This window comes from Serratia sp. JSRIV002 (assembly GCF_019968725.1).
In the GTDB taxonomy this organism is placed as follows: Bacteria; Pseudomonadota; Gammaproteobacteria; order Enterobacterales; family Enterobacteriaceae; genus Chania; species Chania fonticola_B.
Map to the genome: position 1 here is coordinate 1452314 of NZ_CP074143.1, position 23862 is coordinate 1476175.

21 protein-coding genes and 1 other annotated feature are annotated in these 23862 nt (G+C 55.8%); of the genes, 13 read left to right on the forward strand and 8 right to left on the reverse strand.

The features are described from left to right. The first annotated feature begins 72 nt into the window (after positions 1–72). From KGP26_RS06605 to KGP26_RS06655, 11 genes are all read left to right on the forward strand, one after another. Complete coding sequence (locus KGP26_RS06605) at positions 73–453, forward strand: DUF454 family protein (RefSeq protein WP_059200032.1); 381 nt, start codon at positions 73–75, stop codon at positions 451–453. A 147-nt stretch (positions 454–600) separates the two neighbouring features. Continuing rightward, positions 601–1152, forward strand: coding sequence for an adenine phosphoribosyltransferase (apt, locus tag KGP26_RS06610; RefSeq protein ID WP_021180126.1), 552 nt, complete (start codon positions 601–603; stop codon positions 1150–1152). 352 nt (positions 1153–1504) lie between these two features. After that, positions 1505–3457 (forward strand): DNA polymerase III subunit gamma/tau, encoded by a 1953-nt coding sequence (gene dnaX, locus KGP26_RS06615; RefSeq protein ID WP_059200033.1) that lies wholly within the window; start codon positions 1505–1507, stop codon positions 3455–3457. After that, positions 2790–2854, forward strand: a sequence feature (DnaX frameshifting element). It overlaps the preceding gene by 65 nt. A 40-nt stretch (positions 3458–3497) precedes the next feature. Next, on the forward strand, positions 3498–3827 hold the full coding sequence (locus tag KGP26_RS06620; protein WP_021180123.1) for a YbaB/EbfC family nucleoid-associated protein: 330 nt from the start codon (positions 3498–3500) through the stop codon (positions 3825–3827). Continuing rightward, positions 3827–4432, forward strand: a complete 606-nt coding sequence (gene recR / locus KGP26_RS06625) for a recombination mediator RecR (protein ID WP_024484410.1) — start codon at positions 3827–3829, stop codon at positions 4430–4432. Before KGP26_RS06620 ends, recR begins: the two co-directional genes overlap by 1 nt. Positions 4433–4574: 142 nt before the next feature. After that, entirely contained in the window at positions 4575–6440 is a 1866-nt protein-coding gene (htpG, locus tag KGP26_RS06630) for a molecular chaperone HtpG (protein WP_037375256.1), read from the forward strand. Positions 6441–6687: 247 nt separating this feature from the next. Continuing rightward, positions 6688–7332, forward strand: coding sequence for an adenylate kinase (adk, locus tag KGP26_RS06635; protein ID WP_021805452.1), 645 nt, complete (start codon positions 6688–6690; stop codon positions 7330–7332). Positions 7333–7444: 112 nt separating this feature from the next. Then, positions 7445–8578 carry a sugar diacid recognition domain-containing protein gene (locus KGP26_RS06640; RefSeq protein WP_021805451.1) on the forward strand — a complete coding sequence of 378 codons (1134 nt, stop codon included), beginning with the start codon at positions 7445–7447 and terminating at the stop codon, positions 8576–8578. Between the two features lie 135 nt (positions 8579–8713). Beyond that, positions 8714–9862 (forward strand): glycerate kinase, encoded by a 1149-nt coding sequence (locus KGP26_RS06645; protein ID WP_223665627.1) that lies wholly within the window; start codon positions 8714–8716, stop codon positions 9860–9862. Positions 9863–9989: 127 nt separating this feature from the next. Next, positions 9990–10952, forward strand: coding sequence for a ferrochelatase (gene hemH, locus KGP26_RS06650; RefSeq protein WP_024484413.1), 963 nt, complete (start codon positions 9990–9992; stop codon positions 10950–10952). Positions 10953–11063: 111 nt separating this feature from the next. Continuing rightward, positions 11064–12368: an inosine/guanosine kinase gene (locus tag KGP26_RS06655; RefSeq protein WP_059200036.1), complete on the forward strand. Its 1305-nt coding sequence runs from the start codon at positions 11064–11066 to the stop codon at positions 12366–12368. Between the two features lie 50 nt (positions 12369–12418). Here KGP26_RS06655 and ybaL read toward each other — a convergent pair whose 3' ends face one another. After that, positions 12419–14110: a YbaL family putative K(+) efflux transporter gene (gene ybaL, locus KGP26_RS06660; protein WP_024484415.1), complete on the reverse strand. Its 1692-nt coding sequence runs from the start codon at positions 14108–14110 to the stop codon at positions 12419–12421. A gap of 225 nt (positions 14111–14335) precedes the next feature. After that, entirely contained in the window at positions 14336–15556 is a 1221-nt protein-coding gene (locus KGP26_RS06665) for an MFS transporter (RefSeq protein ID WP_223665176.1), read from the reverse strand. A gap of 252 nt (positions 15557–15808) precedes the next feature. On the opposite strand from KGP26_RS06665, the gene ushA reads away from it, so the two are divergent. Next, positions 15809–17461, forward strand: a complete 1653-nt coding sequence (ushA, locus tag KGP26_RS06670) for a bifunctional UDP-sugar hydrolase/5'-nucleotidase UshA (RefSeq protein ID WP_223665177.1) — start codon at positions 15809–15811, stop codon at positions 17459–17461. 40 nt (positions 17462–17501) lie between these two features. On the opposite strand, the gene ybaK is transcribed toward ushA, so the two are convergent. The 5 genes from ybaK to KGP26_RS06695 form a co-directional block, all read right to left on the reverse strand. Continuing rightward, positions 17502–17981 carry a Cys-tRNA(Pro)/Cys-tRNA(Cys) deacylase YbaK gene (ybaK, locus tag KGP26_RS06675; protein ID WP_094981179.1) on the reverse strand — a complete coding sequence of 160 codons (480 nt, stop codon included), beginning with the start codon at positions 17979–17981 and terminating at the stop codon, positions 17502–17504. A gap of 221 nt (positions 17982–18202) precedes the next feature. Next, positions 18203–19006 carry a TraB/GumN family protein gene (locus KGP26_RS06680; RefSeq protein ID WP_071682995.1) on the reverse strand — a complete coding sequence of 268 codons (804 nt, stop codon included), beginning with the start codon at positions 19004–19006 and terminating at the stop codon, positions 18203–18205. Between the two features lie 149 nt (positions 19007–19155). Beyond that, positions 19156–21867 carry a copper-exporting P-type ATPase CopA gene (gene copA, locus KGP26_RS06685; RefSeq protein WP_094981178.1) on the reverse strand — a complete coding sequence of 904 codons (2712 nt, stop codon included), beginning with the start codon at positions 21865–21867 and terminating at the stop codon, positions 19156–19158. Between the two features lie 263 nt (positions 21868–22130). Next, positions 22131–22538: a type II toxin-antitoxin system HicB family antitoxin gene (locus KGP26_RS06690; RefSeq protein ID WP_021180099.1), complete on the reverse strand. Its 408-nt coding sequence runs from the start codon at positions 22536–22538 to the stop codon at positions 22131–22133. Positions 22539–22575: 37 nt separating this feature from the next. After that, positions 22576–22779, reverse strand: a complete 204-nt coding sequence (locus KGP26_RS06695; RefSeq protein WP_094981177.1) for a type II toxin-antitoxin system HicA family toxin — start codon at positions 22777–22779, stop codon at positions 22576–22578. 224 nt (positions 22780–23003) lie between these two features. Here KGP26_RS06695 and cueR point away from each other — a divergent pair, with 224 nt between their 5' ends. Further along, positions 23004–23405 (forward strand): Cu(I)-responsive transcriptional regulator, encoded by a 402-nt coding sequence (cueR, locus tag KGP26_RS06700; protein ID WP_223665178.1) that lies wholly within the window; start codon positions 23004–23006, stop codon positions 23403–23405. On the opposite strand, the gene KGP26_RS06705 is transcribed toward cueR, so the two are convergent. After that, positions 23402–23860, reverse strand: a complete 459-nt coding sequence (locus KGP26_RS06705) for an NfeD family protein (RefSeq protein ID WP_223500987.1) — start codon at positions 23858–23860, stop codon at positions 23402–23404. The two genes, cueR and KGP26_RS06705, sit on opposite strands and share 4 nt — an antisense overlap. Positions 23861–23862: the final 2 nt, after the last annotated feature.

Here is a 23862-nt window from a genome sequence, read left to right on the forward strand (position 1 = left end):
AAGCCGCCAACTGGCAGCATTATGGCCAAGGATGCTACAGTAAACGGGCCATCATGATAGGTAAGGACAGGCATGACTCGTTGGTTGTTGATTATACTGGGTTGGTTAGCCGTGGTGCTGGCAACGTTGGGCGTGGTGCTGCCACTGCTGCCAACGACCCCATTTCTGTTGTTGGCTGCCTGGTGCTTTGCACGTTCTTCACCGCGGTTTCATCATTGGTTGCTGTATCGGTCCTGGTTCGGTTCTTATTTGCGGCATTGGCAACAGCATAAGGCGTTACCGCCAGGAGCCAAGTGGAAAGCGGTGCTGGTTATTGTCCTGACTTTTGCCGCTTCCCTCTGGTTGGTGAACCTTTGGTGGGTGCGAGGTGTACTGCTGGCGATCCTGGTTATTTTGCTGACCTTTATGCTCAGGCTGCCAGTTATTGACCTGCCGCAACAAAAACAGCGCTGATCGTGCGGCGTCAGTTGCATTTATCCGCCTTTTTGCATAGATTTGGGCGTTTTCGTGCGCAGGTTTCCTCCCGACGTTTTTTTGTTCAAAGCGTGGTGGTTGCAGGCCTGTGTGGAAGTTATCAGGTAGTTTTATCAGGCAATAACTATGACCGCGACTGCGCAACAGCTTCAGTATATTAGAGACAGTATCAAAACCATTCCCGACTACCCGAAGCCGGGTATTCTGTTCCGTGATGTGACCAGCCTGTTGGAAAACCCGCTGGCGTATGCTTCCAGTATTGAACTGCTGGTCGAACGTTACCGCGATACGGGCGTCACCAAGGTGGTGGGTACTGAAGCGCGTGGTTTCCTGTTCGGCGCACCAGTGGCGTTGGCGCTGGGCGTTGGCTTTGTGCCGGTACGCAAACCGGGCAAATTGCCGCGTGCGACGCTGAGCGAAAGCTATGAGCTGGAATACGGCACCGACAAGCTGGAAATTCACACCGATGCCATCGTTGCTGGCGACAAAGTACTGGTCGTTGACGATCTGCTGGCCACCGGTGGCACGATCGAAGCCACCGCCACGCTGATCCGCCGTTTGGGTGGTGAAGTGACAGATGCGGCATTTATCATCAACCTGCCGGACCTCGGGGGCGAAACGCGCCTGAATAATCTGGGTATTAATTGCTACTGCCTGCTCGACTTCGCCGGGCATTGATAGCTTCGATAGACAACCCCGTGGTTCGCTGCGGGGTTGACGTAGAATCACTACTTCCCCGTATTCTCTGCTGTATTCTGACATTTTCTGTTTCGCCCCCATCAGTTCCTTGCTAAAAATGCCAAAGCGTTCCCTATCTTGACGGGCTAACAGGTTTGCACCTGGCAGGCATGATGCAAAGTTATAGGAATGACGGCGGGCGTACTGTTACACTAAAGTGTGAGTGGCCATCGGACGATAAAGGGTATCGGTTCAACCTCGGTACCAGCAGGCCGCCCACATGGCAATGTCCTCGACGTTGTGGTGTACTACTTGGGTTGAAATTACTCCATAAATCAGTGATGAAGTCTTAATGAGCTATCAGGTTCTTGCCCGTAAGTGGCGCCCCCAAACGTTTGCAGAGGTTGTCGGACAAGAGCATGTCCTGACGGCGCTGGCTAATGGCCTCTCTCTGGGGCGGATCCATCACGCCTATCTGTTCTCTGGCACGCGTGGCGTGGGTAAAACCACCATTGCGCGTCTGTTGGCCAAAGGTTTGAACTGCGAAACAGGCATCACTGCGACGCCCTGCGGCCAATGTGATAACTGCCGTGAAATTGAGCAGGGGCGCTTTGTCGATCTGATCGAGATCGATGCCGCCTCCAGAACCAAAGTGGAAGATACTCGCGATCTGCTCGATAACGTGCAATACGCCCCGGCGCGTGGCCGTTTCAAGGTTTACCTGATCGATGAAGTCCACATGCTCTCGCGCCACAGCTTCAATGCGTTGCTGAAAACGCTGGAAGAGCCGCCTGCGCACGTCAAGTTCCTATTGGCAACCACCGATCCGCAGAAGCTGCCGGTCACTATTCTTTCTCGCTGCCTGCAATTCCATCTTAAAGCGATGGACGTGGAACAAATCCGCACCCAGTTGGAAACCGTCTTGCTGGCAGAGCACATCACCAGCGATGCCCGCGCGTTGCAACTGTTGGCACGCGCCGCCGATGGCAGTATGCGCGATGCCCTCAGCCTGACCGACCAGGCGATTGCCATGGGGCAGGGGCAGGTGACGACCGACACCGTCAGCCAGATGCTGGGGACGTTGGATGATGAGCAGCCGCTGGCCATCCTGGAAGCCCTGGTGAGTGCCGACGGTGAAAAAGTGATGGCGCAGGTCGCCCAGGCAGCGTCACGCGGCGTGGATTGGGAAAACCTGCTGGTGGAGACGCTGGCGCTGCTGCACCGCATTGCGATGGTGCAACTGCTGCCCTCGGTGCTGGACAATCATTACGCTGCGATTGAGCAGCGGTTACGTGAGCTGGCGCGTACCCTGCCGCCAACGGACGTACAGCTTTATTATCAAACCTTGCTGGTTGGCCGCAAAGAGTTGGCCTTTGCCCCGGATCGCCGTATGGGCGTAGAGATGACCCTGCTGCGCGCGCTGGCGTTTCACCCCAAAGCGGTGATCCCAGAGCCGGTGGCCATGGTACAGACCGCGCCCGCACAGCCGCAGGGGAATATGGCCGTTGCGCCACCTTCTCCCTATCCAGATGCCCCACCTCCCTTGGGGCAGGCTGCGTCAGTGCAGAATACTCAACCAACAAATTTACCGGATGCTACCGCGCAGTTACTTAAAGCGCGAACCCAGTTGCTGCGGCAACAGGGGGCATCCACCGCAAAAAAGAATGAGCCGGCGGCGCCAGGAATAGCGCGGCCGGCTAACTCGGCACTAGAGCGTTTAGCCTCGGTAACCGAACGCAGCCAGAAGCGTCAGGCCGAAAAGATCGTGACGGAGAAGCCGGCCAAGCCGGAGGCCTATCGCTGGCGTGCGCTTACCGAACCTGAAGCCGCGCCGGAACCGCTGGCCACGCCAAAAGCGTTGCGTACGGCGCTCGAACATGAAAAAACGCCTGAGCTGTCGGCTAAACTGGTGGTTGAGTCCATCGAGCGCGATCCTTGGGCGGCAGAGATCGACCAGCTAAAAATACCGAAACTGGTGCAGCAACTGGCGTTAAACGCCTTTAAGCAGCAGCTGGCTCCGGACAGCATTTGTCTCCACCTGCGGTCTTCGCAGCGTCATCTGAATTCGCCTTCGGCACAGAAGACTCTGGCGCAGGCACTCAGTGAGTTACATGGCCGCACGGTTGAACTCAGCGTGGTGGAAGACGATAATCCGGCGGAGCGGACTCCGCTGGAGTGGCGGCAAGCCATTTATGAAGAAAAACTGGCGCAGGCTCGCCAGTCCATCGTTGCGGATACCAATATCCAGACCCTGCGTCGGTTCTTCGATGCAGATCTGGATGAAGAGAGTATTCGCCCTATTTAACGCGGCGCACGGTGCGCGGCCAATGCTATGAGAGACGACTATGTTTGGTAAAGGCGGTATGGGTAACCTGATGAAGCAAGCCCAGCAAATGCAGGAAAAGATGCAGCAGATGCAGGAAGAAATTGCCAAATTGGAAGTGACGGGTGAATCCGGGGCTGGCTTGGTGAAAGTGACCATCAACGGGGCACATAACTGCCGCCGGGTAGAAATCGACCCAAGCCTGATGGAAGACGACAAAGAGATGCTGGAAGATCTGATCGCTGCCGCTTTCAATGACGCAGCACGTCGCATCGAAGAAACCCAGAAAGAGAAGATGGCGTCGGTTTCCAGCGGGATGCAGTTGCCGCCAGGCTTTAAGATGCCGTTCTGATGCAAACCAGCCCGCTCCTTGAATCATTGATGGAGGCACTGCGCTGCCTGCCGGGCGTTGGCCCGAAGTCGGCGCAGCGTATGGCGTTCCAACTGCTGCAGCGCGATCGCAGCGGTGGTATGCGGCTGGCACAGGCGCTGACCCGTGCCATGTCGGAGATCGGACACTGTGCCGATTGCCGTACCTTCACCGAGCAGGATACCTGCACCATCTGCAATAATGTGCGCCGCCAGCAAAACGGCCAGATTTGCGTAGTGGAGAGCCCGGCGGATATTCACGCCATCGAGCAGACCGGCCAGTTTGCCGGGCGCTACTTTGTGCTGATGGGCCATCTGTCACCGTTAGACGGCATTGGCCCAGGCGATATCGGCCTGGATCGGTTGGAGCAACGGCTGGAGAAGGAAACCATCACTGAAGTGATCCTTGCCACCAACCCAACGGTGGAAGGAGACGCCACGGCCAACTACATCGCCGAGATGTGTGGCCAATATGGCGTACTTGCCAGCCGCATTGCCCACGGGGTTCCGGTGGGTGGTGAACTGGAAATGGTGGATGGCACCACGCTGTCGCACTCCCTGGCCGGACGGCACGCGATCAAATTCTGATGATTCTGTACGGGGCAGTCCTCTGCCCCGTAATCCGTTGACAAAAAATTCCCCGCCAGCCGCTTGAAAAACCACAGAGTTAACCCCATTTGATCCTCATTGCATGATTTGGTCATTACTGTCTTTGAGGTAATCAATGAGTATGAAAGGTCAAGAAACCCGTGGGTTCCAGTCTGAAGTCAAACAGCTGCTTCATTTGATGATCCATTCGCTGTACTCCAATAAAGAAATCTTCCTGCGTGAGCTGATCTCCAACGCCTCCGATGCGGCGGACAAACTGCGTTTCCGCGCGCTTTCCAAGCCGGAACTGTATGAAGGTGATGGCGAGCTGCGTGTGCGTCTGTCCTTTGACAAAGAGAAGCGTACCCTGACGATCGCCGATAACGGCATCGGTATGAGCCGCGAAGAAGTGATCGAAAACCTGGGGACGATTGCCAAGTCTGGTACCAAGGCCTTCTTGGAGTCTATCGGCTCCGATCAGGCGAAAGACAGCCAACTGATCGGTCAGTTCGGCGTGGGCTTCTACTCGGCGTTCATCGTGGCGGACAAAGTCACCGTGCGTACCCGCGCGGCCGGTGCTGCGGAAGATCAAGGGGTGTACTGGGAGTCTGCCGGTGAAGGTGATTACACCATCGCCGATATCAGCAAGGCCGATCGCGGCAGCGAAATTACCCTGCACCTGCGTGAAGGCGAAGACGAATACCTCGACGGCTGGCGTCTGCGCTCGGTGATTGGTAAATATTCCGATCACATTGCACTGCCGGTAGAGATTGAAACCAAGAATGAAGAAGACGGCACCGTCACCTGGGAGAAAATCAACAAGGCGCAAGCGTTGTGGACTCGCAGCAAAGCTGACGTGACCGAAGAAGAGTACAAAGAGTTCTACAAGCACATTGCCCATGACTTTACCGATCCGCTGAGCTGGAGCCACAACCGGGTGGAAGGTAAGCAGGAGTACACCAGCCTGCTGTACATCCCGGCCCAGGCGCCGTGGGATATGTGGAATCGCGATCATAAACACGGCCTGAAGCTGTACGTTCAGCGCGTGTTTATCATGGATGACGCCGAGCAGTTCATGCCGAACTACCTGCGATTTGTGCGTGGCCTGATCGATTCCAACGATCTGCCGCTGAACGTTTCGCGTGAAATCCTGCAGGACAGCCGTGTTACCCAAAACCTGCGTGGCGCGCTGACCAAACGCGTGTTGCAGATGTTGGACAAGCTGGCCAAAGACGACGCGGAAGCCTACCAGAAGTTCTGGCAGCAGTTCGGTATGGTACTGAAAGAAGGGCCAGCGGAGGACGGCGGCAACAAAGAGGCCATCGCCAAACTGCTGCGCTTTGCTTCTACGCACAATGACAGCTCGGCGCAAACCGTCTCGCTGGAAGAGTACGTTGGCCGCATGACCGAAGGCCAGGACAAGATTTACTACATTACCGCCGACAGTTATGCCGCCGCCAAGAGCAGCCCGCACCTGGAGCTGTTCCGCAAGAAAGGCATCGAAGTCCTGCTGCTGTCTGACCGCATCGATGAGTGGATGATGAGCTACCTGACCGAGTTTGACGGTAAGGTGTTCCAGTCGGTCAGCAAAGCGGATGAAGCGCTGGATAAACTGGCGGATGAAACCGAAGAGCAGAAAGAAGCCGAGAAGCAGCTGGAGCCGTTTATCGAGCGGGTCAAGACGCTGCTGGGTGAGCGCGTGAAGGACGTGCGTCTGACGCACCGCCTGACGGATACCCCGGCCATCGTTACCACCGATGCCGACGAGATGAGCACCCAGATGGCCAAACTGTTTGCCGCTGCGGGGCAGGCTGCGCCGGAAGTGAAGTATATCTTCGAGCTGAACCCGGAGCATGCGTTGGTCAAACGCGCATCCGATGTGGGCGATAACGAACAATTTGCCGAATGGATCGATCTGCTGTTGGATCAGGCCCTGCTGGCAGAGCGTGGGACGCTGGAAGATCCAAACCAGTTTATCCGCCGCATGAATAAGCTGTTGTCCGCTTAATCAGCAAAATACGCCCCAGACCTTAGGGTTTGGGGCGTAATCTCTTCTATTCCCGTCAAATTTTTCTCCTGCTTGCCTCGTTTCAGCCCGATCTTTCCGCAACCGATTTCCTCTCGCTACCTTGAGCCACCCCCCTCAGAAATGGTAAGGTTGAGTGTTTTCGAAATTTAATAAAAACTCAAACCCGATAGACTTCCGGCCGCGGCCTGAAGAATGAAGGGAAATACATAGCAAGGGGATTTACGCAATGCGTATCATTCTGCTGGGCGCTCCAGGCGCTGGTAAAGGCACTCAGGCTCAATTCATCATGGAGAAATACGGCATTCCGCAAATCTCCACGGGCGATATGTTGCGCGCAGCCGTTAAGGCCGGTTCTGAGCTGGGCAAAAAGGCGAAAGAAATCATGGACGCCGGCAAACTGGTGACCGATGAGCTGGTTATTGCGCTGGTCAAAGAGCGTATTACCCAGGAAGACTGTCGTAACGGTTTCCTGCTGGACGGTTTCCCACGCACCATTCCACAGGCCGATGCGATGAAAGAAGCCGGCATTAAAGTGGATTACGTGCTGGAGTTCGACGTGCCGGACGAACTGATCGTCGATCGTATCGTTGGCCGCCGCGTGCATGCGCCATCTGGCCGCGTGTACCACATCAAATTCAATCCGCCGAAGGTAGAAGGGAAAGACGACGCCACCGGCGAAGAGCTGACCACCCGTAAAGACGATCAGGAAGAGACCGTGCGTAAGCGCCTGGTGGAATACCATCAGATGACCGCGCCGCTGGTGTCTTACTATCATAAAGAAGCCGAGGCGGGTAATACGTCTTACCACAAGATCGATGGCACCCGTAAGGTGACGGAAGTGAGCGCTGAGCTGGCGGCCATTCTGGGCTAATCGGTGTCAAGGCTGTAGAAAACGCTGGGCTTGCGGTTGCTGCCTGGCGTTTTTTTTTGCCGCTTCATGCTAGGTTATCAGTGCTACCGTTTCGCTCGACAGGAAGAGCCGCATGTCCAGGCAGACAAATTTTTTGCAAGAAGCGACCGCGCGCCAGATCGTGCAACGTGCGATGAGCATCATTCACCATTCGGTCAACGTGATGGACAGCAACGGCGTCATTATTGCTTCCGGCAACGCCTCGCGCCTGTATCAGCGACACGAAGGGGCGGTATTGGCCCTGACCGAAAACCGGGTGGTGGAGATTGATGAGGCAACGGCACACTATCTGAAGGGCGTGCAGCCCGGCATCAATCTGCCGTTCAGCTTTCGTAATCAACTGGTAGGAGCGATTGGGGTTTCCGGCGATCCGGCCCAGGTGCGAGCCTATGGTGAGCTGGTGAAAATGGCGGCAGAGCTGATGGTGGAACAGGCTGCGATGCTCGATCAACATCAGTGGGAAAAGCGTTACCGGGAAGAGCTGGCCAACCAACTGCTGCAAGGGCACAGTGAACCTGGTTCGCGCGAGGCGATGGCGGCCTATTTAGAGCTGGATCTGCAACAGCCACGCATTGTCTGGCTGCTAGAGCTGTATGAACCGCAGCCGCAGGTACTGAGAGGCTTGCTGGCAGAGCTGGAGATCACCCAGCGTGAGGCGCTGATCACCATGACCAGCTTTAATGAACTGGTGCTCTTGCGCCCGGCCTGTATGAAACAGGGCGTGTGGGACGTACAGCAGGAGCGCAAGCTGGCCCAGCAGCTCCAGAATGAGATCCAGCAACGCTTTGGCCTACGGTTGATCGTCGGGGGCTTTTACAGTGGTGAGGAGGGCGTCTATCGCTCCATTCAGACCGCAAGAGCAGTGCAAACCATGGCGCACCGTCTCAAACTGGTCCAGCACACGCTGTTTTATGATGACTACCCGCTGCCCTCGCTGCTGTGCGATTTAGGAGAGGATTGGCGAGCGCAGGAGCTTTCACGGCCCTGGCGGCAATTGAGCGCCCAGGATGAAAAAGGGATGCTGAGAAATACGCTGCGCCACTATTTCAATCAGAATTGTGACCAAACCAAGACTGCGGCACAGCTGCATATTCACGTTAACACCCTGCGTTACCGCCTACAGCGCGTAGAGAAAACGACTGGCCTGAAGATCAATCAATTGGCGGACGTCTTGCAATTGTATATCGGGATGTTAATGCAGGATTGAATTGTGTGAATGCACAAAATAACGTTTAATTTTACCCTTTTGTTTGTGTTTATCGCTAAAGAATTTCCGTTGTCGGCAGGGTATGGTATTCACTAACCGATGCAGTGGCATCCTCTGAAGATTAAGGCGCTGTCGATGAACACCCTACAGAAAGTGGTAATTGCCCCCGACTCCTTTAAAGAGAGCCTGAGTGCTCAGGGTGTCGCAGAAGCGATCGAGCGTGGTTTCCGGCAAATCTATCCGCAGGCGCACTATGTGTTGCTGCCCATGGCGGACGGAGGCGAGGGCACCGTCGATGCGATGGTGGCCGCCACCGGTGGGGAAATCATCAATGTGCAGGTTAGCGGGCCGCAGGGCAAACCTACAGCAGCATTTTATGGTCTGCTGGGGGAAGGGAAAACCGCAGTGATCGAAATGGCAGCCGCGTCCGGGCTGCATCTGGTGGCGGGTGACGAACGCGATCCGTTAGTGACCAGCAGTTTTGGCACCGGCGAGCTGATCCTGGCGGCACTGCAACAAGGTGTAGACTCGATCATTTTGGGGATCGGCGGCAGCGCAACCAACGATGGCGGGGCGGGCATGATGCAGGCGCTGGGCGCTAAGCTACTCGACCAGCACAATCAAGAATTACGGCCCGGTGGCGCGGCGTTGGCGCAACTGGCGCATATCGATCTCAGCCAACTGGATCCCCGCTTGCAGCAGGTGAAGATCACGGTAGCCTGCGACGTGGATAACCCGCTGTGTGGCGATCACGGGGCTTCAGCAATCTTCGGCCCACAAAAAGGGGCCACGCCGGAGAAGGTGCGGCAACTGGACAAGGCGCTGCATCATTACGGCACGCTCCTGGAGCAGAGCACCGGGCGCAAGGTATTGCAGGTGCCCGGCTCGGGTGCTGCCGGGGGCATGGGAGCGGCACTGATCGGTTTTCTGGCAGCTGAGCTGCGGCCAGGCATCGAAATCGTAATCGAAACGCTGCATCTGGAAGACGCGGTACGTAATGCTGACTTAGTGATCACTGGCGAAGGGCGGCTCGACAGCCAGTCGATCCACGGCAAAACCCCGATCGGCGTTGCGCGGGTAGCCAAGCGCCACCAATTACCGGTGATTGCCATTGCCGGTAGCCTGTCAAAAGACTATCAGGTGGTGCATCAACACGGCATCGACGCCGCTTTCTCGGTGATCGACCGCATCGTGACGCTGCCAGAGGCGCTGGCGGACGCGGCCCATAACCTGGAAGTCACGGCGCGCAACGTGGCTGCCGTCTGGCAGTTGGCGCAAAAATAACCCCCGTTTTACCTGTTACTGATATAGGTTCCGGTCCGGCGCTTTTCCGTTACAATAGGCCGCATGAGTGGCTGTTAATACGCTGAGAAATAACAGGGTATTTGCCGGGAAGGACAAGGGGATCGGAATGAAGCAAGAGAAACACGGGGTATTGCTGGTGAATCTGGGTACGCCAGAGGCACCTACCCCGCAGGCGGTAAAACGCTATCTGAAAGAATTTCTCAGTGACAACCGGGTGGTCGACACTGCGCCGCTGATCTGGTGGCCAATTCTTAACGGCATCATTCTGCCGATCCGTTCACCGCGTGTGGCAAAGCTTTATCAATCTGTCTGGATGGACGAAGGTTCACCGTTGCTGGTCTACAGCCGTCGCCAACAGCGGGAGCTGGCGGCGCGTATGCCGAATACGCCGGTGGAACTAGGTATGAGCTACGGATCACCCAGTCTGGCACAGGCGATCGACAGCCTATTGGCACAGGGCGTGACCAATCTGGTGGTGTTGCCGCTGTATCCGCAATATTCGTGCTCGACCAGCGCCGCAGTCTGGGATGGTGTTGCGCGGGTGCTGAAAGGCTATCGCCGCCTGCCATCGATTGGCTTTATCCGTGACTATGCCGAGCACCCAGCGTATATCCTGGCCTTGCAGCAAAGCGTTGAGCGGGCGTTCGCCGAACACGGTAAGCCCGACCGCCTGGTGATGTCGTTCCACGGTATTCCCAAACGCTACGCCACGCTGGGTGATGATTATCCGCAACGTTGCGAAGATACCTACCGCGCGTTGGCGGCGGCCATACCGCTGGCCCCAGATCGGGTGATGATGACCTATCAATCGCGCTTCGGTCGGGAGCCCTGGCTGACGCCGTACACCGACGAAACCCTGAAGAGTCTGCCAGCGCAAGGCGTGAAGCATATCCAACTGATCTGCCCCGGCTTTTCTGCGGATTGCCTGGAAACGCTGGAGGAGATCAAAGAGCAGAACCGCGAAATCTTCCTGGAGGCGGGTGGCGAGAAGTTTGAATACATCCCGGCACTCAATGATGACGCCGCCCATATCGATATGATGCAACAGTTGGTGGGGCAACGCCTGTAATCAAGCCGGCTTTTCACCGCTCGGCTGGCAAAATGCTCACGTGAAAACGCAGCAATCAGGCAGGAATGTGCTAACATTCCTGCCTGTTCACCGCAACTCACCGCCAATCACATGAAATTTCCTGGTAAACGTAAATCCAAACATTATTTTCCGGTCAACGCTCGCGATCCGTTATTGCAGCAGACACAGCCTGAAAATGAAGTCAGTACCTCTTATGTCGTCGGTATCGATCAGACGCTGGTGGATATCGAAGCGAAAGTGGATGACGCGTTTGTCGAACGCTACGGCCTTAGCCTGGGCCATTCGCTGGTCATTGAAGACGACGTTGCCGAGGCGCTGTATCAGGAACTGAGCGACAATAACCTGATCACTCATCAATTTGCCGGTGGCACCATCGGTAACACCCTGCACAACTACTCGGTACTGGCGGACGATCGTTCCGTGCTGCTCGGCGTGATGTGTAGCAACGTCAAAATTGGCAGCTATGCCTATCGCTATCTGTGCAACACCTCCAGCCGTACCGATCTCAACTACCTGCAAGCGGTGGATGGAGCCATTGGCCGCTGCTTTACGCTGATTAGCGAGAGCGGCGAGCGCACCTTTGCCATCAGCCCAGGCCAGATGAACCAGCTACGCCCGGAAAGCATTCCTGAAGAGGTGATCGCAGGGGCTGCCGCGTTGGTACTGACCTCCTATCTGGTGCGTTGCAAACCCGGTGAACCCATGCCGGAAGCCACCATGCAGGCGATAAAGTTTGCCAAAAAGCATGATGTACCGGTGGTGCTGACGCTGGGCACCAAGTACGTCATTGCGGATAATCCGGTGTGGTGGCGTGATTTTCTCAGAGAGCATGTCTCCATTCTGGCGATGAACGAAGATGAGGCGTTGGAACTCACTGGGTTGAGCGATCCGCTGATGGCCTCAGAGATGGCATTGGACTGGGTAGATTTGGTGTTGTGTACCGCTGGGCCAAACGGTCTGTATATGGCAGGTTACACCGAAGAGGCCAACAAGCGTGAAACCCAGCATCCGCTGTTGCCGGGCCATATCGCCGAGTTTAACCGCTTTGAATTCAGCCGTGCGATGCGCCGTGCAAGCTGCGAAAACGCACTCAAGGTCTATTCGCATATCGCCCCGTATATGGGTGGCCCGGAAAAGATCATGAATACCAACGGTGCGGGCGACGGTGCGCTGTCTGCGCTGCTGCATGATATCGCCGCTAACGGCTATCACCGTAACAACGTGCCAAACTCCAGCAAGCATGTGCGTAGCTATCTGACCTATTCTTCATTGGCGCAGGTCTGCAAATATGCCAACCGCGTTAGCTATCAGGTGCTTAACCAGCACTCGCCACGTTTGACCCGTGGGTTGCCGGAGCGGGAAGACAGTCTGGAAGAGTCTTACTGGGAACGGTAACCAACAACCGGTAAGAGCGCTGTTTTAGCGCTCTTACCGGCTTAATGGCGTCAGATTGGGCAGGCGGCCAGCTTCTCTTCGTCCGACAGCGAATCCAGCTTGAGGATATTCAACATGCTGTTGGCGATCTCGCGTTCACCCATCACCACCTGATCGGCACCCCGGTCGGAAATATACGAAACCTCGTCGTCGTAATGAGCGCGGGCGATAATCTCCAGAGTAGGGCGCTTGGTGCGGGCCGAGGCCACGATCTCACCGGCTTCATAACCGTTGGGAATGGTCAGCAGCAGCCAGCGTGCGCAGTCGAGCCGCGCCAGTTCCATGATCTCGGGATTGGCCGCATTGCCTAACACCGCTTTGATCCCTTGAGCGCGCAGCGCTTCAACCCGTGGGCGAGAGTTTTCTATCACCACCATCGACACGCCTTCTTCGGTCAGCTTGGCCCCTAACAGGCTGCCAACACGACCATAACCGACTACGACGGCATGATTGCAGATATCGACCGGGATCTGCTTCTCTTCCTCCACCGCTTCTTCCAGGATCTGATCCTCGATGGTTTCCGTCTTGGCCAGATAGCGCTCCAGCAAGGTAAACAGTAGCGGGTTGAGCATGATTGACAGGATCGCCCCGGCCAGCACCAGATTACGGCCATGCTGATCCATCATGCCTAGCGTGACCCCCAATCCGGCTAGGATAAAGGCGAACTCACCAATCTGTGCCAGGCTGGCGGAAATGGTCAGCGCGGTACGCTTGGAGTGGCCGAACATTTTGACCAGCGCGAAGGCCGCCACCGATTTACCAAACAGGATAATCGCCAGCGTTGCCAACACCGCCAGCGGTTGGTTGATCAGGATCATCGGATCGAACAGCATACCGACCGAGACAAAGAACAGCACCGCAAAGGCGTCACGCAGCGGCAGCGTATCGTGTGCTGCGCGGTGGCTCAGTTCCGATTCGTTCAGCACCATACCGGCAAAGAAGGCACCCAGGGCAAACGAGACGTCAAACAGGCCGACAGCGCCGTAGGCAATACCCAGCGCCAGTGCCAACACTGCCAGCGTAAACAGCTCGCGCGAGCCGGTACTGGCGGTTTTTGCCAGGATCCAAGGCACCACTCGGCGGCCAACGATAATCATCAGCGCGATAAAGGCGATAACCTTGCCAATGGTGATGGCCAACTCGGTGAGCAGCTGTGTGGTGCTGGCGGTATCGCTGTTGAGCATATTGGCAAATGCCGGCAGCAGCACCAGGGCCAACACCATGGCCAAATCTTCGACAATCAGCCAGCCGATGGCGATCTGCCCGCGTTGGCTGTCGATCAGTTGCCGTTCTTCCAGGGCGCGCAGCAGTACCACGGTACTGGCGGTGGACAGACACAGGCCGAACACCAGGCCGGAAACCAAATCCCAGCCCATCAGTTTGGACAACCCCATCCCCAACACCGTCGCGACGGCGATTTGGGCAATGGCCCCAGGGATAGCGATATTTTTTACAGCGAGGAGATCTTTAAGCGAGAAATGGAGACCAACACCGAACATCAGCAGGATCACCCCAATCTCCGCGAGTTCCGGCGCTAACGAGGTATCAGCGACGAAACCGGGGGTAAACGGGCCGGCAAGAACGCCTGCGGCCAGATACCCTACCAACGGGGAGATGCGCAGGCGGTTTGCCAGCATTCCGAAGAGGAAGGCGAGTACTAACCCTCCAACAATAGTGGTGATCAAGGGTGTTGAATTATGCATCCATACTCCTCTGGTTGTGCTCACGGGTGTTACGAAAGGATACATTTAGTTTATTGCATTTGTGCTTTCATTGCTTAGCTAATTTAGGGTTTTGTGTAAAAAACCAGACTATTCGTCTATTTTGGCAGAAGGAAGGGGAATTATGGCGTAATTGACCGGATTAAATGGGGTTTTGGAGTGGATAACCCGGTTTAACTTCTGCGCTAAACCGGGGTTGTATCAGGGTTATTGCTGGTTATGCTCCATATTTGGTAGCAATGCGGTGATAATGCCGATAAGCGGCAGGAATGCACAGATTTGATAAACCAGCTCGATGCTGGTCAAATCGGCGACATAACCAAGAACTGCCGCACCTAACCCGCCCATACCGAAAGCAAAACCGAAGAATAGCCCGGAAACCATCCCCACTTTGCCGGGGATCAGCTCCTGCGCATACACCAGAATGGCCGAGAAGGCCGAGGCCAGAATAACCCCGATGATCACCGTCAAAACCCCGGTCCAGTAGAGAGAAGCATGGGGTAAAGCCAAGGTAAAGGGAGCAGCACCCAGGATGGAGCCCCAAATGACATATTTACGTCCAAACTTATCACCCAAAGGCCCGCCAATGATGGTTCCTGCCGCTACGGCAAACAGGAAGGCAAACAGATGGAATTGGGCATTCTGTACCGAAATGCCGAACTTATGTATGAGATAAAAGGTGTAATAGCTGCTAATGCTCGCCAAGTAGAAGTATTTGGAGAAGATCAGCACCAGCAGGATGCTTAAGGAGAACACCACGGTACGTTTTGGCAGCGGTTTGACCAGAGAAGCGGCTTTTGGCTTGCCTTGGGCCGCCCGATGTTGCTGCTTATACCATTTACTGACCTGCAACAAGACCACAATGGCCAGCAGCGCAGCCAGTGAGAACCAGGCGATATTGCCCTTGCCATAGGGGGCAATAATCAGCGCGGCCAACAGCGGGCCGAGGGAACTGCCGAAGTTGCCGCCCACCTGGAACAGCGACTGGGCCAAACCGTGCCGTCCACCGGATGCCATGCGCGCCACGCGGGATGACTCAGGATGGAATACGGAGGAACCGGTGCCCACCAAAGCGGCCGCCAGCAGCACCAGAGGGAAAGTGTTGGCCACCGAAAGCAGCAGTAAGCCCGACAGGGTGAATCCCATGCCGATAGGCAGCGAATAAGGCTGCGGGTGTTTATCGGTGTAATAACCAATCAGCGGTTGTAGCAGTGAGGCGGTGAGCTGATAGGTCAGGGTGATCATCCCGATCTGCACAAAGCTGAGGCTAAAATCGGCTTGCAAAATCGGGTAAATCGCCACGATCAGCGATTGCATCATATCGTTGAGCAGGTGGGAAACGCTGATAGCACCGAGAATAGAGAACGCAGTGCCTTTGGCCGCGCTGCGGGTTACCGGTGGAATATCCGTTTCACTACGGTCAGTCATATTATTATTAGCCTGGTAAGTGAGAGAGGGAGAGCCGACATCTTATAACGTTCATCTTTCGTCCGACAACGGGGTAGCTGATTCTCTCTCGATCATTATGTGCTATTGGGAGTGCCGATAAAATTCGAACCGGCCGTGCCTTTCCGACATAATTTGACGTATGTCGCAAAAATTTGAAATTAGTTGCAGCCGATTCGCGTTACAATTTCGTCCTTATCAAAAAATACCCATTATTAACCATGGAGATCTGCCATGCGCTTTTCGCTTCACACCACCGCATGTGCGTTGGCTGTTTCCCTGACGTTGTTTTCAGGAACAGTCAGTGCTTGGGAAAAGGATAAAACCTACGATATCACCATCCTGCACACCAACGATCATCACGGCCATTTCTGGCAGAACGATCATGGCGAGTACGGCCTGGGGGCGCAAAAGACGCTGGTGGACAGCATCCGTCAGGAAGTGGCGGCGAAAGGCGGTAGCGTGCTGTTGCTGTCCGGTGGGGACATCAATACCGGCGTGCCAGAATCGGATTTGCAGGATGCAGAACCCGATTTCCGTGGTATGACGCTGATCGGCTACGACGCGATGGCGATCGGCAACCACGAATTCGACAACCCGCTCAGCGTGTTGCGCCAGCAGGAGAAGTGGGCTTCTTTCCCCCTATTGTCCGCCAACATTTATCAAAAAAGCACTCAGCAACGCCTGTTCAAGCCTTATGCCCTGTTTGAAAAGCAAGGGGTGAAGATTGCGGTGATCGGCCTGACCACCGATGACACTGCAAAAATCGGCAACCCGGAATACTTTACCGATATCGAATTCCGTGTTCCGGCGCAAGAAGCCAAGCTGGTGGTGGAACAGCTGCGCAAAGATGAAAAGCCGGACGTGATTATCGCCGCTACCCACATGGGCCACTACGACGATGGTAACCATGGCTCTAACGCGCCGGGGGACGTGGAGATGGCACGTAGCCTGCCTACGGGCTACCTGGATATGATTGTCGGTGGGCATTCGCAAGATCCGGTCTGTATGGCGAGTGAAAACCACAAACAGGTGGATTACGTACCGGGCACGCCTTGCGCGCCAGATCGCCAAAACGGTACCTGGATCGTCCAGGCCCACGAATGGGGTAAATACGTCGGCCGTGCCGACTTCCAGTTCCGCAACGGCGAGCTGAAACTGGTGCATTACCAACTGATCCCGGTCAACCTGAAGAAAAAGGTAGAGAAAGCCGACGGCACCAGCGAGCGGGTGTATTACACCGAGCAGATCCAGGAAGATCCGTCGATGATGAAGCTGCTGACGCCGTTCCAGGACAAAGGCAAGGCTCAGTTAGAAGTGAAGGTGGGCAGCGTCAACGGCAAACTGGAAGGGGACCGCAGTAAAGTCCGCTTCGTGCAGACCAACCTTTCGCGCGTGCTGTTAGCTGCGCAGATGGAACGCGCCAACGCAGACTTCGCCGTGATGAGCGGTGGTGGCGTGCGTGACTCGATCGAGGCCGGTGACATCACCTATAAAAACGTGCTCAAGGTGCAGCCGTTTGGCAACACGCTGGTGTATGTCGATATGAAAGGCAGCGAGGTTGAGCCATATCTGGCAGCGGTAGCCAATATGAAGGTGGACTCCGGGGCCTATGCGCAGTTCGCCAACGTCAGCCTGGTGGCGGACGGCAAAGGCGTTATCGACGTCAAGATCAAGGGCGAACCCTTACAGGCAGACAAGACCTATCGTATGGCGACGCTGAACTTCAACGCCCTGGGCGGCGATGGTTATCCGAAGATTGATACCCTGCCAAGCTACGTCAACACCGGCTTTATCGATGCGGAAGTGCTCAAGCAGTATATCGAAAAGCACTCACCGCTGGATGCGGCGGCGTACGAGCCTAAAGGCGAGATCGTTTACAAGTAAGGTACTAGGCCGTTGCAGAGGAAGGTAACGGCCTGCTTTTTCAATCCCGCTTGGCGATCTCGGCGAAGGTGCCGGACAGCAAGTGGCACAGATCGCTGGCCGCCAATTCAATATCCAACCCGCGTTTGCCGCCGGAAACGAAAATGGTGGCAAACTGTTGCGCTGGGCTGTCGATCACCGTGGGCAAGCGTTTCTTTTGCCCGAGCGGGCTGATCCCACCAACCAGATACCCCGTCACACGTTGAGCGACTGCCGGATCGGCCATTTCGGCTTTCTTGGCCCCTAGCGCTTTCGCCACCTTCTTCAAATCCAACTGGGTCGCGACTGGCGTGACCGCTACGGCCAGATTTTTCGCATCGCCATTGAGGGACACCAACAGCGTTTTGTAGACCTGTTCGGCGTTCAGCCCCAGCTTTTTTACCACCTCGTCGCCAAAGTTGGTTTCTTCGCTATCGTGGTGATACGCGTGGAGGGTGAAGGCCACCTTTTGTTTTTCAAGCAGAACCACTGCGGGTGTCATAATTTCTTTTCCAAAACTGTGGGAAGTTGTCATCGGTGGCAACGAAACGATAAAAATGTAGCCGAATGAGCAACCTGTGCCAAGGAGGATGAAAGGCAGTTGCCAATAGGTTCGTCAGGTTGCTACCCTGTCTATTGTAATCGTTAACACGGTTACAATGCGTATAACTAAAATATGAAAAATTCCTCTTTGACTGGCCAATAGCGATATTGGCCACTTTTTTATCGTGCCTGCAGCATGGCCGGTAAATTGTCTTCGCCATACAGATGCAAAGCACCGACTGCCACCACATAGTTGCCCGGCGGTAACGCTTCCAGCTTTTGCTGCCAGTGGCGATTGCGGCGGTGCATCAAGACGTCGTACAACTCGGCACTGAAGGTGGAGGGTAGCGTTTCCAACGTGGCGTTCGGTTTGGCGTCCAGCCACCAGCTCACCATGGTTTGCAGCAAACGGGCGTTGGTGTGCCAGTGCTCTAACGTATCGTGCAGCAGGGCCATACCGCCTTCTGGCAGTTGTTCCAGCATGCTTAGCTGTTCTTCGGCCCCTTCCAGTTCGATCACTGGCATCTGCTGTACTTTAGCGGCTTGCAATAGCTGATAATCAATTCCGTATTCGGCGCGTAAACCCAGCCGCTGTGCCTGCCGTGCTTGCATCATCAGCGCTACCTGCCAGCCGGGAAGAGCAGAGAAGCTCTCTACATCCGCCCCCAGCTCCTGGCATAGCACCTGCAACCGTTGGAATTCTTCATCGCCAAGACGCTCTTCAAGTTCGAGTTGGGGTTCAGCGTGGCCAAATGGCGAGGAGGACCCGGTTATATCGGCCTCAACGATCAACGCATCGGCCTGGCGCAGGCGTGCTGACAGCCGAGCAGGCAGCGGCGACATATCGACGGTGCCCATATGAATGCTACCGACCAAATGTAGTTGGCGATTTCCCGTCAGCTTGATGTCCAAGGCCGGGTAGGTGTAGCTCTGCGGGGAAATAATACCGAGAAAGGTAGCAATGCGGCGTAACAGTTGACCCATACAGCGTGGCTCCTGATCCTTTCCTCCAGCGTGCAGGATGGCTGCTGGCTTTTCCCCATGCTAAACGCTAAGTGGCTGACAATAAACCCCGAGGGCAGAGGAATTATCTCAAAAGGCCGGAGCGCGATGGGGTGCGCTCCGGTTGAAGGTTACTGCTTGGGTTTAAAACGCAGCAATCGGTTGGCGTTGCTGACCACGGTAATGGAGGAGAGTGCCATTGCCGCGCCAGCGACCACAGGGCTGAGCAGGGTGCCCGTCAGCGGATAGAGCACACCGGCGGCAATGGGAATGCCAAGTGCGTTGTAGATAAATGCCCCGAGCAGGTTCTGCTTCATATTACGCAGCGTTGCCTTCGACAAGGCCAGCGCGTCCGCCACGCCGTTCAGGCTGTGACGCATCAGGGTGATCGCCGCAGTTTCGATGGCGATATCACTGCCGCCGCCCATGGCGATCCCGACATCGGCCTGAGCCAGAGCAGGGGCGTCGTTGATGCCGTCACCGACCATCGCTACCCGGTGGCCCTGAGCCTGCAACTGCTTGATCGCCTCGGCCTTACCATCGGGCAAGACGCCAGCGATCACGCGGTCAATACCGGCCTCTTTGGCAATCGCATTGGCGGTCACCGGGTTATCGCCCGTCAACATTACCAGTTGATAACCTTGCTGATGCAGGCGCTGTAGTGCGCTCACGCTGTCACTGCGTAACGGATCGCGGATGGCAATCAGCGCGGCAGGTTTGCCGTTGGCGGCCAATAGCACCGGCGTGATACCGCGTTCAGCCTGTTGCTGTATTTGCTGAGTGAGCTCATCGGTCGCGATCTGATTTTCTTGCAACAGCTTGGCGTTACCCAGCAACAGCTGTACGCCCTCAACCTCACCGCTGACGCCGGAACCGCGCAACGTCCGGAATTGTTCTACCGTAGGCAGTGTCTGCCCTTTAGCGTGCTCGACGATGGCGCGCGCCAGTGGGTGGTTAGCCCCTTGTTCCAGCGCGGCGGCCCAACGTAAGGCCTGCTGCTCATCCACCTGGTTAAAGGTGATGATTTCCACCACGCGCGGCTGGCCTTCCGTCAGAGTACCGGTTTTATCGAACACCAGCGTATCGAGATTGCTGGCCTGTTGCAGCGCATCGGCGTCACGCACCAGCACGCCAAACTCCGCGGCCCGGCCAACGCCAGAGATAATTGACATCGGCGTTGCCAGCCCCAAAGCGCATGGGCAGGCGATGATCAGCACCGTGGTGGCGATCACCAGCGTGTAGACCAACTGCGGTTGTGGGCCAAAGAAGTACCAGATAGCGGCGCTGAACAGAGCGATGGCGACCACGGTGGGCACAAATACCGCCGAGATGCGGTCTGCCAGCTTACCGATTTCCGGTTTGCTGCTTTGCGCCTGGCGCACCAGCTTGATAATACGTGCCAGCGTGGTTTGAGTGCCTATGGCGGCCGCGCGAAACAGCACGCTGCCGTCGTCTACCACCGTACCGGCATGCACCGTATCGCCGACGCCTTTTTGCTGCGGCAACGCTTCGCCGGTCAGCATGGCTTCATCGATCCACACCTCGCCCTGCACGATTTCGCCGTCAACCGGGATGCGATCGCCAGTCGTCAGGCGCAACGTCATGCCCAATTGCACCTCTGCCAGCGGGATACTTTGCTCACCCAGTTCTGTGACTAGCCTGGCGGTTGGCGGAGTGAGATCCAGTAGCCGTTCCAGCGCCTGGGAAGAACGCTGCCGCGCGCGCTGCTCCATGGCATGACCAAGGTTGATCAGGCCGATGATCATTGCACTGGCTTCGTAATACAGATGCCGTGCCTCCATCGGGAAGAAGTCTGGCCACAGGTTGACGCTGATGGAGTACAGCCAGGCTGCACCGGTCCCCAAGGCGACCAGCGTATCCATGGTGGCGCTGCCGTTCATCAACGATCGCCAGGCATTGCGGTAGAAGTGGCCACCGGCAAACACCATTACCGCCAGGGTAATGATGCCAACCATCAGCCACGGCCGCTGGGTTTCTGGCGTCAGCGACATACTGCCGCCAAACACGCCCCAGGCCATCAACGGGACACCCACTGCCAAGCCTAATGCGGCCTGCCAGCGAAAGCGTTTCATATTAGCCTGTGCGGTTTGTTGTTGGCGTTCACGGCGCTTGGTTTCGTCCTGGATCATCTCCGCGCCATAACCGGCTTTTTCTACTGCTGCGACCAACGCCTGCGGTGTGGCCTTACCTGTGATCAGGGCGCTGCGCTCTGCCAGGTTTACCCGCGCCAACTCAACGCCGGGCACGTTTTGTAACGCCGTCTGGACTTTATTGACGCAGCTGGCACAGGTCATGCCGTTGAGCAACAGCTGGATGCTGTCGTCGCTCTCGCTTGCCGGAAGGGAGGAGGGGGCCGCTGCCTGGGTTTCCGGCAAGGTTGGGGCAGATTCAGTCAGCGGCTCAGTTTTTGGGTGGCTATTGGCCCCCGCCTGGCTAGCGTGATAGCCCGCATCCTCGACCGCAGCGATGAGCTGATCTGGAGTGGCATCGCCATAGACTTTGGCTCCCTCAAGGGTCACATCGGCGGCGATCACGCCCGGCACCGCTTCCAGCGCTTTACGGGTGCTGCCCACGCAATGCATGCAGGAGAGGCCGGAAAGTTGTAACTCGGTGTCTGCCTGATGGGCGATTTCTGCCTGGTAGCCTGCGGCAACGACGCTGTCAATCAGCTCGGTAGCCGGGGCTGCACCGGTGATTTTAGCGTAGTGAACGTTGACGTTGGCCTGCTCGACATCCGCGCGGCTTTCCAAGGCTTTTTTCACCTTTTGCGCGCAGTTCATGCAGGAGAGCCCCTGCAACGCCAGCACGGTAGTTTGTGACATGATGGTTTTCCTCGCAAAATAATGGCGGTGGACCGCCTAGGTTCTTTTGATTGAGAATGATCTTAAACCTTCCAGCAAGGGGAAGGTCAATAGAATATTATTTTGATAGAAAAGGATTTGTATTAACGCTGTCTACAACTCGGCCACGCTCCGACATCAGGCCCGAATTTTACGGGGTTTTCTTTGGGCATAAAAAAACCAGCCCAAAGGCTGGCTGTAGACTGCAGACATTCCTCTACCAGCATGCGCACATGCTGCACCCTTTAATGGGATATTTTTTCGCGGGCTAATTCCGCTAGAAACTGGCTGCGGTTTTTGTAGCCGCGTGTGGTTTCGATGTACTTATCGATTGCCGTTAGTAAGTTACGTGGCATCGTCAGATTAAACTTAATCGATTTATCCTCATACTTGGCCGGATCTATCTCAACAAATCCCAAAATGCCGCCGTCTTCTCGCAGCCGACTATCATTGAGATAGGATTGCGGATCTTGGGGGGCGGCTGGAACAGGGAACCCCTCTTCGATGAGTGCTTCCATATGTACCCCAAAGGCCTCTTCTGCATTTTTTGGGATATCTGACATTTTCTCACCGGCAAAAAAACAGCCTTCTACATCGGGAAAGTAGCCATCAAAGCCTTCTGACGTCTTAAAGATGAATATTGGATAAATCATTGTTACTTCTCCAGTAAAGCTGCTGAGGCGTTTTGCGTTAAATCAATTTGAGGCCGGATATCTGTTGTACTTGCCTCAATATGCCCTTTGAAGGATCTTTTTTGGGGTGGGGGATGGTGATGATTTTTGCTACCCCCGGTTTTGTCATTGTTACGTGGCTTCCTGTTGCCTTCTTGCCTCTCGACTTCCTGATAATCCATCCGTCAGCCTGCAATCGTTTGATGAGTTCTCCACTTTCCATCCCTTTCCCCTGCGTCTCTCCTTTTGTGGGTATAATGCCCATCTTTAATCGAGTGGTCAATATTTTGTGGGTATAGCGCCCACTATTTTGTTCTTATCCTGGTTCGCATGATTTTTGTGTTGCAGCTCTAAAGCGGTAATTGTGGGATAAAGAGGTTATGATTTATCGATTTCACACGGTCACGTGAGTGGCCGTGTGCAAGGGTTAAGGTCAAGGGGGATAAAGTGAATATCAGCGACGTTGCCAAAAAAACCGGTTTGACCAGAAAAGCCATCCGTTTTTATGAGGAGAAAGGATTGGTGACCGCCCCGATCCGTACGGACAACGGCTACCGCAGCTACAGTGCCAGGCATATTGAAGAACTGACGTTATTGCGCCAGGCTCGTCAGGTGGGTTTCAACCTCGATGAGTGCCGTGAACTGGTCGCGTTGTTCAACGATCCGGCGCGGCACAGTGCCGATGTCAAAGCCCGCACGTTGCAGAAAGTCGCCGATATCGAAAAGCACATCAGCGAACTGGGGGAAATGCGCCAACGCCTGCTGGCGCTGGCGGAACAATGCCCTGGTGATGAAGGCGCAGACTGCCCGATCATTAATAATCTGGCAGGCTGCTGCCACCAAGGCTAGCGGATAATGGCGCGGATCACCAAGGTGGTGCCTTCGACCGCCACCACTTCAACTTCGGTGCCGATTGGCAGATCCTCGTTGGCTTGCGCGCGCCAACTGCTGTCGGCGATATTGATGCGGCCATGGCCGTTATGCATCGCCTCGGTCAGCGTGGCGCGGGTGCCGATCAGTTGACGGTTGCGCTGGTTGAGTACCGGCGAACCGCTGGTTGCCGTTGGCCGCTTGCGCAGCCAGTACCACCATAGATAGGCCACGGCGATGGTCATCACGGCAAACAGGCCCCCCTGCCACTCCCAGCTCAACTCCGGCAGCAGCCAGATAATCACCCCGACAATCACCGCAGAAACACCGCTCCACAGCAGATAGCCGCTGGCACCAAGCATTTCCGCGGCCAACAGCAGCCCGCCTAGCGAGACCCAGAACCATTGTGGGTTTGCTGCGATCTGTTCCAACATAA

Excerpts from the sequence above, each read along its gene's own strand:
- KGP26_RS06605 (WP_059200032.1), top strand. The coding sequence starts at position 73 with ATGACTCGTTGGTTGTTGATTATACTGGGTTGGTTAGCCGTGGTGCTG.
- apt (WP_021180126.1), top strand. The coding sequence starts at position 601 with ATGACCGCGACTGCGCAACAGCTTCAGTATATTAGAGACAGTATCAAA.
- dnaX (WP_059200033.1), top strand. The coding sequence starts at position 1,505 with ATGAGCTATCAGGTTCTTGCCCGTAAGTGGCGCCCCCAAACGTTTGCA.
- KGP26_RS06620 (WP_021180123.1), top strand. The coding sequence starts at position 3,498 with ATGTTTGGTAAAGGCGGTATGGGTAACCTGATGAAGCAAGCCCAGCAA.
- recR (WP_024484410.1), top strand. The coding sequence starts at position 3,827 with ATGCAAACCAGCCCGCTCCTTGAATCATTGATGGAGGCACTGCGCTGC.
- htpG (WP_037375256.1), top strand. The coding sequence starts at position 4,575 with ATGAAAGGTCAAGAAACCCGTGGGTTCCAGTCTGAAGTCAAACAGCTG.
- adk (WP_021805452.1), top strand. The coding sequence starts at position 6,688 with ATGCGTATCATTCTGCTGGGCGCTCCAGGCGCTGGTAAAGGCACTCAG.
- KGP26_RS06640 (WP_021805451.1), top strand. The coding sequence starts at position 7,445 with ATGTCCAGGCAGACAAATTTTTTGCAAGAAGCGACCGCGCGCCAGATC.
- KGP26_RS06645 (WP_223665627.1), top strand. The coding sequence starts at position 8,714 with ATGAACACCCTACAGAAAGTGGTAATTGCCCCCGACTCCTTTAAAGAG.
- hemH (WP_024484413.1), top strand. The coding sequence starts at position 9,990 with ATGAAGCAAGAGAAACACGGGGTATTGCTGGTGAATCTGGGTACGCCA.
- KGP26_RS06655 (WP_059200036.1), top strand. The coding sequence starts at position 11,064 with ATGAAATTTCCTGGTAAACGTAAATCCAAACATTATTTTCCGGTCAAC.
- ybaL (WP_024484415.1), bottom strand. The coding sequence starts at position 14,110 with ATGCATAATTCAACACCCTTGATCACCACTATTGTTGGAGGGTTAGTA.
- KGP26_RS06665 (WP_223665176.1), bottom strand. The coding sequence starts at position 15,556 with ATGACTGACCGTAGTGAAACGGATATTCCACCGGTAACCCGCAGCGCG.
- ushA (WP_223665177.1), top strand. The coding sequence starts at position 15,809 with ATGCGCTTTTCGCTTCACACCACCGCATGTGCGTTGGCTGTTTCCCTG.
- ybaK (WP_094981179.1), bottom strand. The coding sequence starts at position 17,981 with ATGACACCCGCAGTGGTTCTGCTTGAAAAACAAAAGGTGGCCTTCACC.
- KGP26_RS06680 (WP_071682995.1), bottom strand. The coding sequence starts at position 19,006 with ATGGGTCAACTGTTACGCCGCATTGCTACCTTTCTCGGTATTATTTCC.
- copA (WP_094981178.1), bottom strand. The coding sequence starts at position 21,867 with ATGTCACAAACTACCGTGCTGGCGTTGCAGGGGCTCTCCTGCATGAAC.
- KGP26_RS06690 (WP_021180099.1), bottom strand. The coding sequence starts at position 22,538 with ATGATTTATCCAATATTCATCTTTAAGACGTCAGAAGGCTTTGATGGC.
- KGP26_RS06695 (WP_094981177.1), bottom strand. The coding sequence starts at position 22,779 with ATGGAAAGTGGAGAACTCATCAAACGATTGCAGGCTGACGGATGGATT.
- KGP26_RS06705 (WP_223500987.1), bottom strand. The coding sequence starts at position 23,860 with ATGTTGGAACAGATCGCAGCAAACCCACAATGGTTCTGGGTCTCGCTA.